This window comes from Aliiroseovarius marinus, from assembly GCF_050881025.1.
Taxonomy (GTDB): Bacteria; Pseudomonadota; Alphaproteobacteria; order Rhodobacterales; family Rhodobacteraceae; genus Aliiroseovarius; species Aliiroseovarius marinus_A.
The window spans coordinates 340,832-354,967 of sequence record NZ_JBNNXQ010000001.1; the positions used below are offsets into that span (position 1 = coordinate 340,832).

Genomic DNA, 14,136 nt, shown 5'->3' on the forward strand with positions numbered 1-14,136 from the left:
CGCTCAATTTTCGAGAAATTTCCGAAAATTCCCGGCGTAGGGTAAGCCCCTCTTAACCCCCCATGGGCAAACTGGCGCAAACAACAGCGCGAAACCGCATGCCCAACGATATGACCACCCTTGGAACCGACATGTTGCCCGGCGTAGCCGATGGCGAGATTATGCCCGACCTTGCCGATCTGGGCCTGCCCACCACGCCCGGTCAGCCGATCGCGCTGACGAAACGGCAAAAAGCGGCCATCATTGTCCGGCTTTTGCTGGCCGAGGGCGCCGAGCTGTCGCTTCAGGATCTGCCAGACAAGCTGCAAACCGAATTGATCCACCAAATCTCCTCGATGCGCTATATCGACCGCGCGACCCTGAAATCGGTCATTGATGAATTTGTTGGCGAAATCGAAGCTATTGGCCTGTCCTTTCCCGGCGGGATGGAAGGCGCCTTGTCCTTGCTGGACGGGTCGATCAGCCCCGCAACGGCGGCCCGCATGCGCAAGCTGGCCGGGGTCAAAGTCTCCGGCGATCCCTGGTCCACCATTGCCGGGCTGGACCCAGAACTTCTGCTGCCGGTGCTGGAAGAAGAAAGCACCGAAGTGGCCGCTGTTCTGCTGTCAAAGCTCAAGGTTTCCACCGCGGCAGAGCTTTTGGGCAAACTGCCCGGTCCACGCGCGCGCAAAGTGGCCTATGCGGTGTCGCTGACCGGTTCTATCGACCCGGAGATGGTGGAACGGATTGGCAGCGTGCTGGCCGAACAACTGGACGCCCAGCCAGCCAAAGCCTTTGACAGCGGCCCGGTGGAACGGGTGGGCGCGATCCTCAACTTCTCGCCCGCGGCGACGCGTGATGAAGTTCTGGATGGGCTGGACGAGGATGACGAAGTATTTGCCAATGCGGTGCGCAAAGCCATTTTCACCTTCGCCAATATCCCCACACGGATCGATCCGCGCGATGTGCCGAAGATCACCAAAGATATCGACCAAAGCGTGCTGATCACGGCGCTGGCCGCGGCCACTGGCGATCTGCAAGAGGCGAGCGATTTCATCCTTGGCGCCATGTCCAAACGCCTTGCCGAACAGATCCGCGAGGAAATGCAGGGTCTTGGCAAAGTCAAAGCGGCAGATGGCGAGGCCGCGATGACAGAAGTCGTGGGCAAAATCCGCGAGCTGGAAGCCGCAGGCGAAGTTCTTTTGATTGCAGAGGACGAGGATTAAACCCTCTTGCCGCGTTTCCGTTCCAACCTGCGGCAAGGAAGAACCGAAGCGCGCCAAGAGATCGCAATGTCGCGGTCGTTTCAAAATCAAGTTGTGATCCAACTTAATTTCGAAACGCTTTAATATACACGCGCGATGCCTGTGTAAGCCTTGCGGCGGTCGCGCCCTGCCGCTATGTCTGTGCGCCGAAACACCCGCGCGACACCGCTGTCGCGCGACCGAGGAGACCGGCAGGATGGTGCAAGAAAAACGGGGCGTTGGCCCTTACCTGACCCATGTGGCGGTCTCGGCTGTGCTGAACCTGCCCCGGCTTCTGCCCTATCGGTATCGGCTGCCCTTTGTCGGTTGGTTTGCCTCGCGGGTCATTGGGCCAGTGGCAGGATACGACAAACGCATCCAGCGCAACCTGGCCCATGTCTGCCCTGACATGCCTCAGGCCGAGGTGAAACGCATGCAGCGGAGCGTTCTGACCAACGCCGGTCGCTTTCTGGCCGAGATGTGGTCTGGAGAGGCATTTTTCGACCGGCTGCGCGGCACAGAGTTGTCCGGCCCCGGCGTCGCAGCCCTGCAAGAGGCGAAAGCCGCAGGTCGCCCGATCATCGCCACATCAGGACATTTTGGCAATTACGACGCCGCGCGCGCCGTGTTGATACAGGCTGGCTTTGACACCGGCGCGCTTTATCGCCCCATGTCGAACGCCTATTTCAATGAAAGCTACAAGGCGCGCATGGAAGGGTTCGAAGGCAAAGCATTTGAACAATCGCGCCGCGGCATGGGCAGCATGGTCAAGCACCTGCGCCAAGGTGGGCTTTTGGCGATCTTGCTGGATCAACGGGAAGAACAGGGCACGGAACTCAGCTTTTTCGGCCAACCCGCCATGACCACGCTGGCCATTGCCGAGATGGCACTGAAATACGACACGCTGTTCATCCCGGTCTTCGCGATCCGAAAAGAAAACGGATTTGATTTCGATGTGGTGGTCGAGGAACCGATCGAACACAGCGACCCTGAGACGATGATGCAGGAATTCAACGACAGGTTCGAAGCGCGCGTGCGACAGAATATGGATCAGTTCCTGTGGATCCATAACCGCTGGCAGATGCCGGCGGGCAGCGCGGACACGTCAACCGCCAGCTAAAGCGTTTCGTCTCATTGTTGTGCCCCAACAATAAGTCGAAGCGCTTTAATCACTCACTCGCCAAGCGCCAAGGCGGCCAGGATTTCGCCCGGATATCCACCCGGTGTGGCCGCTTGCAACAATATGGCCGCCGATTGCCCGTCAGGGGCGACCGGGTCGGGCAGTACAAACCGCGCCTCGCCTGTCCCATCCCATTGCCCCAGCGCGTGAATTTCCGTCACGATATTGGTCGAGGTGATCGAGCGCCCGGCGTTTTCACCCCGTTTGATCGCCACGGTTGCCTGCGGCTGGAAACGGACGATCTGGGCATAGATCACTTTGGGCAGCGGCAGGTTCGATGTGCTTTCCACCCGGACAACCTGCTCTGCACCATCTGCCTGACGCTGCAGGTTCACACGCCCGACGGCCATTTGGTGCCGGTGCAGGATCTCCATCACTTTCATCACGTGGCTGCCCACGGCCTGCTCGATCCCGCCGATCACCATCTGGGGCGTATAGATCGACTTGGTGCCGAACGCATAGGCATAAGCTTTCTGGCGTTTGGTATGTTCTGGGCGGGCAAAAGTGTCTTTCCAGCCGATGTAATCCCAGTAATCCACATGCATCGCAAGCGGCAGGATATCGGTCTGATGTGCCAGTTCCCCCAAGAGCTCATCGGCAGGAGGACAGGATGAACAGCCCTGCGACGTGAACAGTTCCGCCACCACAACCGCGCGGTCCCCGGCCTGCGCAAGGCCAGCGGTTACGCTTAGAAACACGCCAGTCACAAAGGTTTTGATCGCCCGCATATTGGTCTCTTTCCATTTCGCCCCTGTAGATTAGATAGCCCGCCGGGGCGAAAGCTTCCAATCAAGGTTTTGCGAGCAAAATGTTACAGTTTTCGCACCATAGCCCAAAAGAAAACCCGCGACGCCGAATAGGCGCCGCGGGGCATGCCGGTCATTGCTGGCAGGATGGCTTTAACGTGCCTCGGCGTCAGCAATGGCCGGGCGAATGATGTTTTCTAGGATGCTCTCGGTGATCGGTCCGGCAAACCGCTTCACCACGGTGCCATCCGCCGCCACGACAAAGGTCTCGGGCACGCCATACAGCCCCCATTCCAGACCCGTGCGCCCTTCGCCATCGGTCATCAGCGCGCTATAGGGGTTGCCCAGTTGTTCCAAAAACCGCGCGGCATTCTGGGGCACGTCTTTGTAGTTTATCCCCTTGATGTCCACACCTTCTGCCGCGAGCTTTTCCAACATCGGATGCTCTGCGCGGCACGGGGCACACCAACTGGCCCAGAAGTTCACCAGCTTCACCCCGCCCGAGGTCAGGTCTTCGCGGGAAAACCCCGGCGCGCCTTCAAAACCCGTGACATGCAATTCGGGCACCAGACCGCCCTCGCGGGTCGATGGCAACGCATTGCGATCCCCCTGCTGCATGCCCCACAGGAACATCACGGCCAGCCCGATAAACAGGATGGGCGGGATCATCATGAACCACGAGATGCCTTTTTTCTTCGGCTCGGCCACTTTCTTATCGGTCATTTCTTTGCGGCCCTTTCTTCAGCAGCGTCCAACTGCTTCTTCACCTGTACCGAACGGCGCCAGCTGACAAGGACCAGCGCGATCAAAACTCCGAGAGTGATCCCCCATGACGACAGGATCGCGCCTTCATATTTCCCAAGATCAAGCATCTTTCATCCTTTCGCGGGTTTCCAGACGATGCAGGCGCACAAGGCGCAGTTCAGTCCGGGTGCGGATCAGAACGAGGGCCACGAACAGAAGCACAAAACCCGCAATGCACATGAGAAGCGGCAGGTAATAGACATCTGCCACATGCTCTTCTTTATCCACCGACAGCGACGCGCCCTGATGCAGTCCCTGGTTCCAGAAATTCACCGCATAGCGGCTGAGCAGCGCAAAAACAGATCCCACGATGCACAGAACCGATGTCAGGTCCGCGGCCGTGTCCGGGTTATCAATCGCAGCCCACAGCGCCATATAGCCAAGATAGAACAAAAACAGGATCAGAAAGCTGGTCAGCCGCGGATCCCAGGCCCAATAAGTGCCCCACATGGGTTCACCCCAAATCGCGCCTGTGATCAGCGCAATGACGGTCATGCTGACGCCAATCAGCGCGGCCGCCTTGGCGGCGCGAACAGAGACGTGGTGGCGACGCACCACCCAGATCAGCGAGGTCACCAGCATCATCACCCAGATATTGATGGCCATCATGGCAGAGGGCACGTGGATATAGATGATCTTGACCGAATTGCCGAAATTCACCGCCTCGGGCGTGAAGAAAAAGCCCCAGATCAGGCCCGGTATCAAGGTCAGCGCAGCCAGCCCAATCACCCAGGGCAAAACCTTGCCGCTGAGCGCCATGAACTTGACCGGGTTTGCAAATTCCCAAAGTGACATGAGCTTCCTCTATTCGGTGGCGTGTCTTGGCGCAACCTTACAGGGCAGCACCTCACGTTGGTTTGACTTATCTCAGGTTTACACGGATTGCGGCAGAGGCCGCGAAAGGCAAAAGGGCCATGGCCCCGGCGGTGATCCCCGCCATCATCAATAGTGGTGTAGACGCGTCCAGCCCGGCGGTGCCGCGGGTGGCGGCTTCGGCCCCGAAGATGAGCGTCGGGATGTAAAGCGGCAGGACCAGCAGCGACAGCAACAGCCCGCCGCGTTTCAGCCCCACGGTCAGCGCCGCCCCGAAAGCGCCGATCATCGACAGGGCGGGCGTGCCCAATAGCAGGGTGACGAAGATCCAGTAGTGGCCGGGGCTTTCCAGGTTCATCAACCCGCCAAACAGCGGGGCGGCAAGGGTCAGGGGCAGCCCGGTGACCAGCCAATGTGCCAGCGCTTTGATCGCCACCACGCCTTCCATCGGCAAGGGCGCTGTGGCCAAGAGGTCCAGCGATCCGTCCTCGTAATCCAGCTGGAAAATCCGGTCCAGCGACAAAAGACATGCCAATAGCGCGCCGACCCAAAGGATACCCGGTGCGATACGCGACAGGATCTCGGCATCGGGACCAACTCCGAAAGGCACCAAGGTCGAAACGATCAGGAAAAAGGCAAGCCCCAAGCCAAAACCGCCGCCGGCGCGCATGGCAAGGCGCATATCCCGAACCAACAAAGCAATCATGAAAAGGCCTCGTCAAATTCGGCATAGGCATCGCGCGATGTGCCATTTTGAGGGCCATCGGCATCGGCCTTGAACGGGCCGATGTCAAAGGTCTCGGCCTCGAGCCCCAGATCGATATGCGTGGCAATCAACGCAGCCCCGCCGCCCGCCACATGGGCGCGCACCGCATTGGCAAACAAGGTCACGGAGGCTGCATCCAAGGACACGGTTGGTTCATCCAGCAACCAGATGGGACGTGCCGTGACCAACAGACGCGCCAAGCCAAGGCGGCGTTTCTGACCCGCCGACAGGTTGGCAGAAGGACGATGGGTCAACCCTTTCAGGTTAAAACCGTCAATTGCGGGGGTGATGTCATCGACCCCGTGAACCGATGCCCAGAAACGCAGATTTTCTTCAACCGTCAGCGTGGCCTTCAACCCATCGGCATGGGCGCCATAGGTGATCTGTTCGGGGTCTGCGGATATGGTCCCGGCCACCGGCGGCTGCAAGCCTGCCAATGTGCGCAGAAGCGTTGTTTTGCCCGACCCGTTCGGCCCACGCAGAATCAACACCTGCCCTTGCGCGAGGGTGAAGTTCAGCCCCTCAAGCAGCGGCACGCCACCGCGCGCCACGGACAGATTGTCGACCGTTAATTCCATGCTATGAGCCTTAGACCGGAAGGGCGGCCAGCGCAATGCGGCGACCCTCGGCGATCAGCACGTTATAGGTGCGGCAGGCCGCCGCAGACCCCATCAGCTCGATCCCGATGCCCGCCTCTTCCAAGGCCTCGCGCAAGGCAGCGGGCGGGTGCGCGATCTCGGCTCCCATGCCCAGAAACAGCACGTCAATCTGATCCGCCAGCGCGGTCAGGCTGTCGATATCGTCCAACCCGCCCCAGGCACTGGCGGTTTCGGCAGTGACCAGAACCGGGCCGTGCACGACCTTTCCTGCGACGCGGAAAAACCCCGGACCATAGCTGTCGACGGGTTGTGCGCTGTCATATGTCACTTCGTGAAACTGCATCCGCTTTCTCCTTATCCCACGACTGCGTATAGCCCCGACAGGGCAGAGCCCGCAATGATGGCATAGGCCACGCGGCGGTAAAGCCGTTCGTGATCAGGGTTGAAAATCCAACCTCCGATCAGGTTGCCCGCGATATTGGGCAGCATCGCAATGAGGCCAAGCGCCATGGGCAGGCCGAATAATTTTCCCGTCACGGCAAAGGCCCCCAGCATCAGAATGTCGAAGAAAAACAAAAACGCCGTGGTGTTGGCGCGGATCACGCGCGGACCATGTGGAGAAGCCATATAAAGCAGGATCACCGGCGGGCCGGGAATGCCGGCCGCCCCGCCCAAAAGCCCCGCGGCCCCGCCCGTGGCCCAGACCGTCTTGCGCGTGACATCTCCGTGATACCGCCAGCCACTGACAAGAGCGGCCAGCATCGCAAGGCTGATCAGCGACACGGCAAGTTTGAACACGGAAGGGTCGATGACGAAAAGCGCGGACAAGCCGATGGGCAACATCAGCGCCATACCCATCACAAGCCGCGCCAGATCACGCGGGTGGCCGTCTTTCAGTGCACGCGGAATGGCGGGCGCTGGACCGACGATATCCATCACGATCAGAATGGCGATGGACCAAACGGGGTCCACGACTTGCGACGTGATGGGCAGGAAAATCAGGGCTGTGCCAAAGCCTGCAAAGCCGCGCACAAGCCCAGCCAGAAACGCGGCGAACAGAATCCAGCCAAGCCCCGGCAGCGCCAGGGCTTGGGAGATCAGATCAGGCATCTATGTTGGCAAATTGGTTGCCCGCCGTATTGTCAGGCTTGGACCAATCCCGCTTGACGCCAAGGCGCAGCAGGATCGCCGAGGCCACGAAAATCGACGAATATGTCCCGACGATCACGCCCCAGATCATCGCAAAGACGAAACCGCGGATCACATCACCGCCCAGCACATAAAGGGCGATCAGCGCCAGAAGGGTGGTGACAGAGGTCATCATCGTGCGCGACAGGGTTTCATTGATCGACAGGTTCAAAACCTCTTTCAGGTCCATCTTCTTGTAACGCCGCAGGTTCTCGCGCACCCGGTCAAAGACGACCACGGTATCGTTCAGCGAATACCCCACGATGGTCAGAAGCGCTGCGATAATAGCCAGATCAAACTTGATGCCCAGAAGCGAGAAAATCCCGATGGTCAGCACCACGTCATGCACAAGCGCTGCCACGGCGCCAAGCGAGAACTGCCATTCGAACCGCAGCCAGATATAGACCAGAACGGCGGCAATCGCGGCCACCACGGCCAGAACGGCGGTGGTCACCAGTTCGCCCGAGACCTTCGGCCCCACACTTTCCACGCTTGGGAAGGTGATGGCCGGATCAACATTGGCCAGCGCCTGTTCGATCACGGTCATGGTTTCGGGGGTGATGGCCTCTTGACCTTCCTGCGCTTCGATACGGATCTGGCTGACATGCTGATCGGCGCGGAAGTTCACGTCGTTCACCTCGACAATCGAGATGTCGCCCAGCGCCAGCGGCGTCAGCGCGTCACGATAAGCCCCCACATCCACGGCCTGCGTGCTTTCCGTGCGGATCGTGGTCCCGCCCCGGAAGTCGATGCCGAAATTCAGACCGATCACCAAGAACAACACAACAGAAGCGATCATCGCCAGGCCAGATGCGCCCAGCGTGGCAATCGTGCGTTTGAAGAAATCAAACACGCGCCCCTGCGGAGCAAGGCGAATGCCTTTGATTTCAAAGTTGCGCGGACGCTTGCGTTCGAACCACATGACGATCATCAGGCGGGTCAGGAAAATCGCGGTGAAGACCGAGGTCAGAATGCCCAAGCCCAGCGTGACCGAGAAACCGCGCACCGGGCCAGAGCCCATGATGAACAGGATCACAGCGGTGATGAAGGTTGTGATGTTGGCGTCCAGAATGGCTGACAACGCTTTCTCATAGCCCAGTTCGATGGCGCGCGCCGGACCTTTGCCGGATTTCAGTTCTTCGCGGATGCGCTCGAAGACCAGCACATTGGCGTCCACCGCCATCCCGATGGTCAAAACAATGCCCGCGATGCCCGGCAGCGTCAGCGTGGCCCCGATCATCGACAGAAGGCCAAAGATCATGCCCACATTCAGAATGAGCGCCACATTGGCGATCAGTCCAAACCAGCCATAGGCCAGAACCATGAACACCAGAACACCGGCAAACGCCACGATCGAGGCGATCTTGCCCGCATCGATGCTGTCTTGCCCAAGCTCGGGGCCAATGGTGCGCTCTTCGACGTAGGTCAGCTCGGCAGGCAAGGCACCTGCACGCAAGAGCACGGCCAAATTGGTCGATTCCTCGATATCGAAATTGCCGGTGATGATGCCAGAGCCACCGCAAATCTGTTCGTTGATGCGCGGGGCCGAGATGACCTCTTCATCCAGCACGATGGCGAAAGGCGCACCCACATTGGCGCCGGTATAGTCACAGAAGGTGCGCGCGCCCGCCACGTTGAACCGGAAGGTCACAGCGGGCTGGCCGTTCTGGTCAAAACTGGGCTGTGCGTCGTTCAATTGCTCGCCGGTCACAACCGGGGTCTGTTCCAACACGTAATAGACGTCATCCTCGTCCAAAGACGGGTAGAGCACATTGCGCGGGCCGGGATTGGTTGCACCGTCCGACGTGCTGGTGACCACCGGATGGAAAGTCAGCTTGGCGGTTTTGCCAATGATTTCCTTCAGCTCAGAGGCCGACCCGATGCCCGGCACCTGAATCAAAATCCGATCCGTTCCCTGACGCTGGATCGTTGGTTCTCGGGTCCCCACCTCGTCAACCCGGCGACGGATGATTTCCAGCGATTGCAGGATGGTGCGGTTGTCCGTGGCGACGCGCTCGGCCTCGGACAGGGTCACGACGAACTCACCCTCACGACCGGGCTTCACCTCGATATCGGTGGAACCGACACCCGACAGGCTGACCACCGGCTGGGCCAAGAGCTCGACCAGCTCAATGGCGCGCGGCAGCGCTTCGGGTTTCGAGATTTTCACCCGCAGTTCCGACGGGGCGCCATCCTGACGGCGGATCGTGCCGATAACATCGCGTTCTTCACGCAGCGCATTGCGCACTTCCGGCCAATAGCCATCCATACGCGCCTCATAGACATCTTCGACCTGCACTTCGGCCAAGAGATGCGCACCACCGCGCAGATCCAGCCCAAGGTTCACCAGCGCATTGGGCGCCCAATCGGGCCAAGCCGACCGATCCGCCTCTAGCTCAGGGTTCGAGCCCGTGGTTTCGATGGCCGCAACCGCATCATTATGCAGCTCAACCCGGCTGTAAAACCCGTTGGGCGATGCAAAATACAAGCCAAGGAGCACAAGCCCCCAGATCACAAGACGTTTCCAGGTCGCGATTTGAAGCATGAAGCCCTGCCCTATAAAGCACTGTTATCAGATGGTTGCGCGGGAGCGCCGGATCAACCTTCGACCGGCTCGGTCTTGCCCATCACCTTGACGATGGTTGCACGCACGACGCGCACCTTGACGCCGGTTGCAATCTCGACCTCGACCTCGGTGTCATCTTTCACCTTGGTGATCTTGCCGATCACACCGCCCTGCGTCACGATCTGGTCGCCTTTGCGCACAGCTTCAAGCATCGCCTGATGCTCTTTCATTTTCTTTTGCTGCGGGCGGATCATGAAGAAATACATGATACCGAAAACAAGCAGCATCGGCACCAGCATCGAGCTGAAAATACCGCCCTGAGGGGCGCCTGCGGCCTGTGCAAAAGCAGGAGTGACAAACATGTGGATATCCCTTTTTTGGTGGCGGGCCGCATGGCGGCGCCAAATGTCAGGCCGCACCCTATATGCGGGCCTTGGGGTTGTCCAGCAAGCGGGTGACACGGGCGCTGCGATGGTGTTTTATCCCCCCATAGGTTGAGGGGATTTGCATGAGCGACAGAAACAAAACCACGTTGAACTGGTTTGGCTATCAAATCCCCTTGGGCATGAACGAGAACAAGCCCCTTGGCGTCTTCCTGGGTTTTCTTCTGGCGATTCTGGCCATTGTCGCAGGGCTGATGCTGGTTGGCGCGGTCGCCATGATCTTCGGCGTGTTCTTTGGCGAGGCCCAGACCACCGACCTGCGCGGCCCCGCCATGATGTTCGCCGCCATCATCGGCTTTCCGCTGGTGGTCTGGCGCTCTGTCGTGGCGCAGAAACAAACGGACCATGCCGGGGACGTCTTGTTCAACGACAAGCTGAACGAGGCGGTGCAGTACCTGCATGCGCAGCGGCAGGTGACGGTTGAAGATGACAAAGGCGAGAAGTTCAACGCATGGGAAGACGACATCATCCGCCGCAACGGCGCGATTGACCGGCTGGAGGCGCTGGCGGTGGAACGCCCCGCCTACGCCCCCCGCATCGCACGCATGCTGTGTGTGTATCTGAAAGAGATGAGCAAGGAGTATCCGGCAAAAGAGAAGCCGAAAAAGCCAAACGACGCCAAAATCTGGCTTTGGACAAAAAGCCTCAAAGTATCAAGGTCTGATATGGAAAGCGCTGCCCAGGTTCTGGGTCGCCTACACTACAAAACAGGCGTCCCCCCTAAGGAACTAGCGATAGATTTATCAGGGGCGAATCTTCAAGCGATGCGTTTAATTCGAAGCAACTTCTCAGGTGCAAACCTAGCAAATATTGACGCCGATGCTGCAATGCTACACGGTTCCGATTTGACCAGTTCTTGGCTAGATGGCGCAAGCCTAACTGGGGCTTGGTTAATTGGCGCAAAGCTCCGCTCTGCAGGAATTGGCGTCTTTTCTGACATGCGCGGCATACGCTGGAACATGGCTTCTCTCAGACAACTCAACTTAGGTGAGAGTGCCGTCAAAGCGGATCAAATTGGCTATGGCTTCGGTGACGCCTCTGTCAAACTCCCAAAAGATATGGAGAGACCTAACTGGCCCGACACCGTGCTTGATGACGCGACCTACGAGGCTGAATACGCCCTCTTCCTCAAAGACCCCGACGCCTACATCCCCCCACAGGACCGCAACGCCTAGGCACCGCAAATCCCCCTTCCCCCCCGCGCGCGCATCTGGCATATGCGCAAGGCAAGTAACCAAAGGACAGATCCATGCATGATATTCGCCTGATCCGTGACAACCCGGATGCTTTTGACGCCGCGATGGCCCGTCGGGGCTTGTCGTCCTTGTCAGGTGAAATCCTCTCGCTGGACGAAGCGCGTCGGGCCGCCATTTTGGCCGCCGAGACCGCGCAGGCCGACGCCAACAAGGCGGCGAAATCTGTTGGGGCGGCGAAGGCCTCGGGTGACGAGGCAGAATTCGAACGTCTGCGCGCGCTGGTGGGCGAGAAAAAGGCCGAGATCGCCGCGCTGAATGATCAGGCGAAAGAGCTGGACGGGAAGCTTTCCGACCTCTTGATGGGTCTGCCCAATATTGTCGCCGCGGACGTGCCCGATGGGGATGACGAAGACGATAATGTCGAGATCAACCGCTGGGGCACCCCGCGTGAATTCTCGTTCAAGCCCGTTGAGCATTACGAGCTGCCCGCCGTGCAGGATGGTCTGGATTTTGAAACCGCCGCGAAGCTCTCGGGCTCGCGCTTCATGGTGCTGTCTGGCGCCGTGGCCCGTCTGCACCGCGCGCTGGCCCAGTTTATGCTGGACGTTCACGTCAATGAAAACGATCTGACCGAGACCTGGACCCCGGTTCTGGTCAAGGAAGACATGATGCGCGGCACCGGGCAGCTGCCGAAATTTGGCGAGGACAGCTATCAGACCACCAATGGCTGGTGGCTGGTGCCCACCGCCGAGGTGCCGCTGACCAACATCGTGAATGGCGCCACGGTCGAAGAAGGTTATCTGCCGCGCCGCTATGTGGCCCACACGCAATGTTTCCGTTCCGAGGCCGGGTCGGCCGGGCGTGACACGGCGGGCATGCTGCGTCAGCACCAGTTTGAAAAGGTCGAGATGGTGTCGATCACCAAACCGGACGAAAGCGAGGCCGAGCATCAGCGCATGACCCGCTGCGCCGAGGATATGCTGGAACGTCTGGGCCTGCCCTATCGCACCGTTGTGCTCTGCACCGGTGACATCGGCTTCGGCGCAATCCGCACCCATGACATCGAGGTCTGGCTGCCCGGTCAAAACACCTATCGCGAGATCAGCTCGGTTTCGACCTGTGGAGATTTCCAGGCGCGCCGGATGAACGCGCGGATGAAGCCTGCCGAGGGTGGCAAGCCTGTCTTCCTGCACACGCTCAATGGCTCGGGTCTTGCCGTGGGCCGCACGCTGATCGCGGTTCTAGAAAATGGTCAGGAAGAGGATGGGTCGGTCACTCTGCCCGAGGTACTGCACCCCTATCTGGGCGGCAAAACCCGGATCACAGCAGAAGGCCAGCTGGCTTAAAGCGTTTCGAGATTAACTTGAGACACAAGTTGATTTCGAAACGCCCACGACATTGGTAGGGTCCGCGCGTTTCGTCTCATTGTTGGGCCTCAACAATAAGTCGAAACGCTTTAATCAATGATCTCATCCAGCAATGGATCAAGGGTGCGCGGGCGGTAGTCAGTCTTGCGCACCCTTTCTTTTGCGACCTCCGACACACGCGATGACCGCGGCTCATTTGTCGCGGGGTCCAGCAGCATCTCGCGGCTTTTCAGAAGCCTGCCCCACAGGTTTTTCCAAGACGGATAGCGCGCCGCGCCCTTGTCATCGACAGTCAGATCAGCCGGGGCCAATAGCGCTGCCAAGCGTTTGGCATTGAAGTCGAGTTTGCGTTCCTGAGCACCGGCAACGATCCACGCAGTTGGAAAGGCCGAAAGCTCTGGCACGCTTGCCGAGCCACCAACAATGCCATGATTTCCCGGAAACCAGAGCTGCTGATAGGGCGACAATGGTCCAGTCGGCGCGCCATTCAAATCGTCGAGGTTTTGCCAAAGCGCCGCAGGGAAATGCCGTCGCCTCTCGTCGATGGCCACCGCATGGCGCGCGGCAGCCACAGAGCGCGACAGCTTCGCATCGTGGAACCTATAGCGTCCGTTCAGGAATTTCGCGACGGGACCAAGGAAACTGGGGACACCCAACGCGCCGACCGTATCCCATACACCCAGATACCCCAGCTGCAGCAAATGACTGTCGTGACCCTCTTCGCGCCGCCAGTCCCGATCCTCTGGGCTGGTGGCAACATCCGGGGACAGGCGCAGCCGTTCACGCAGGGTGAGGGGGTGATCCGGTTTGGATCGCTTACCTTCGCGCGCGCGATAAAGTGCCATCGCCTCGGGGATCAGGTCGGTACGATCCGAGGGCAGTATGCCTGCCGTGCGGATCAGCCCAGCCAGCGAACGCGCCGTGTAAGCCCCTCTGGAAAAACCAAAAATATAGACCTGATCGCCAGGCTCATAGTTGAACATCAGCGCCCGGTAGGCATCTTCGATCCGGTCATCCAATCCCCACCCCAGGGCACCTCCAAGCCAACGATCCAACAAGCGCGACAGCCAGGTCACCCCCTGCCCCGTGCCTACGCCGGGCAAATAATGCGTGATCTGGGTTGTGCCATCGCGGGCTGTGGGGCGCACAGCCTGTGCGACACGCACCACATGGGTTGGATGGCGGGCATCTGACCGGTTCCAGGTGCCGTCGCAGAAAATGGCGATGCGTTTCATGAATGCTCCC

Annotated in this window: 15 protein-coding genes; 4 read left to right on the forward strand and 11 right to left on the reverse strand. The window is 59.5% G+C overall.

Annotated features, from left to right (window positions below):
* The first annotated feature begins 98 nt into the window (after window positions 1-98).
* Together ACRY08_RS01585 and ACRY08_RS01590 are read left to right on the forward strand one after the other, a co-directional pair.
* Window positions 99-1,205: a flagellar motor switch protein FliG gene (locus tag ACRY08_RS01585; RefSeq protein ID WP_432448061.1), complete on the forward strand. Its 1,107-nt coding sequence runs from the start codon at window positions 99-101 to the stop codon at window positions 1,203-1,205.
* Between the two features lie 235 nt (window positions 1,206-1,440).
* The gene (locus tag ACRY08_RS01590) at window positions 1,441-2,343 is read left to right on the forward strand and encodes a lysophospholipid acyltransferase family protein (RefSeq protein ID WP_432448062.1); all 903 of its coding nucleotides are present in this window, start codon (window positions 1,441-1,443) and stop codon (window positions 2,341-2,343) included.
* Between the two features lie 53 nt (window positions 2,344-2,396).
* On the opposite strand, the gene ACRY08_RS01595 is transcribed toward ACRY08_RS01590, so the two are convergent.
* From ACRY08_RS01595 to yajC, 10 genes are all read right to left on the reverse strand, one after another.
* Complete coding sequence (locus ACRY08_RS01595) at window positions 2,397-3,131, reverse strand: DUF1223 domain-containing protein (protein WP_432448064.1); 735 nt, start codon at window positions 3,129-3,131, stop codon at window positions 2,397-2,399.
* Window positions 3,132-3,302: 171 nt separating this feature from the next.
* On the reverse strand, window positions 3,303-3,872 hold the full coding sequence (locus ACRY08_RS01600; RefSeq protein WP_432448067.1) for a DsbE family thiol:disulfide interchange protein: 570 nt from the start codon (window positions 3,870-3,872) through the stop codon (window positions 3,303-3,305).
* On the reverse strand, window positions 3,869-4,021 hold the full coding sequence (ccmD, locus tag ACRY08_RS01605; RefSeq protein WP_432448068.1) for a heme exporter protein CcmD: 153 nt from the start codon (window positions 4,019-4,021) through the stop codon (window positions 3,869-3,871). Before ccmD ends, ACRY08_RS01600 begins: the two co-directional genes overlap by 4 nt.
* Window positions 4,014-4,748, reverse strand: coding sequence for a heme ABC transporter permease (locus ACRY08_RS01610; protein WP_432448070.1), 735 nt, complete (start codon window positions 4,746-4,748; stop codon window positions 4,014-4,016). The genes ccmD and ACRY08_RS01610 overlap by 8 nt, the downstream gene beginning before the upstream one ends.
* 67 nt (window positions 4,749-4,815) lie before the next feature.
* On the reverse strand, window positions 4,816-5,472 hold the full coding sequence (gene ccmB / locus ACRY08_RS01615; protein WP_432448071.1) for a heme exporter protein CcmB: 657 nt from the start codon (window positions 5,470-5,472) through the stop codon (window positions 4,816-4,818).
* The gene (ccmA, locus tag ACRY08_RS01620; RefSeq protein ID WP_432448072.1) at window positions 5,469-6,110 is read right to left on the reverse strand and encodes a heme ABC exporter ATP-binding protein CcmA; all 642 of its coding nucleotides are present in this window, start codon (window positions 6,108-6,110) and stop codon (window positions 5,469-5,471) included. Before ccmA ends, ccmB begins: the two co-directional genes overlap by 4 nt.
* A 10-nt stretch (window positions 6,111-6,120) precedes the next feature.
* Window positions 6,121-6,474 carry an Mth938-like domain-containing protein gene (locus ACRY08_RS01625; protein ID WP_432448073.1) on the reverse strand — a complete coding sequence of 118 codons (354 nt, stop codon included), beginning with the start codon at window positions 6,472-6,474 and terminating at the stop codon, window positions 6,121-6,123.
* Window positions 6,475-6,485: 11 nt separating this feature from the next.
* The gene (locus tag ACRY08_RS01630) at window positions 6,486-7,241 is read right to left on the reverse strand and encodes a sulfite exporter TauE/SafE family protein (protein ID WP_432448074.1); all 756 of its coding nucleotides are present in this window, start codon (window positions 7,239-7,241) and stop codon (window positions 6,486-6,488) included.
* Window positions 7,234-9,864, reverse strand: a complete 2,631-nt coding sequence (gene secD / locus ACRY08_RS01635; RefSeq protein ID WP_432448076.1) for a protein translocase subunit SecD — start codon at window positions 9,862-9,864, stop codon at window positions 7,234-7,236. Before secD ends, ACRY08_RS01630 begins: the two co-directional genes overlap by 8 nt.
* Window positions 9,865-9,917: 53 nt before the next feature.
* Window positions 9,918-10,247: a preprotein translocase subunit YajC gene (gene yajC, locus ACRY08_RS01640; protein WP_432448078.1), complete on the reverse strand. Its 330-nt coding sequence runs from the start codon at window positions 10,245-10,247 to the stop codon at window positions 9,918-9,920.
* A gap of 146 nt (window positions 10,248-10,393) precedes the next feature.
* Here yajC and ACRY08_RS01645 point away from each other — a divergent pair, with 146 nt between their 5' ends.
* Together ACRY08_RS01645 and serS are read left to right on the forward strand one after the other, a co-directional pair.
* Entirely contained in the window at window positions 10,394-11,503 is a 1,110-nt protein-coding gene (locus ACRY08_RS01645) for a pentapeptide repeat-containing protein (RefSeq protein ID WP_432448079.1), read from the forward strand.
* A 74-nt stretch (window positions 11,504-11,577) separates the two neighbouring features.
* A complete protein-coding gene (serS, locus tag ACRY08_RS01650) occupies window positions 11,578-12,870 on the forward strand; it encodes a serine--tRNA ligase (RefSeq protein WP_432448080.1) in 1,293 nt (430 codons plus the stop codon).
* Between the two features lie 110 nt (window positions 12,871-12,980).
* On the opposite strand, the gene ACRY08_RS01655 is transcribed toward serS, so the two are convergent.
* Entirely contained in the window at window positions 12,981-14,126 is a 1,146-nt protein-coding gene (locus ACRY08_RS01655; protein ID WP_432448081.1) for a DUF2235 domain-containing protein, read from the reverse strand.
* Window positions 14,127-14,136 lie beyond the last annotated feature (10 nt).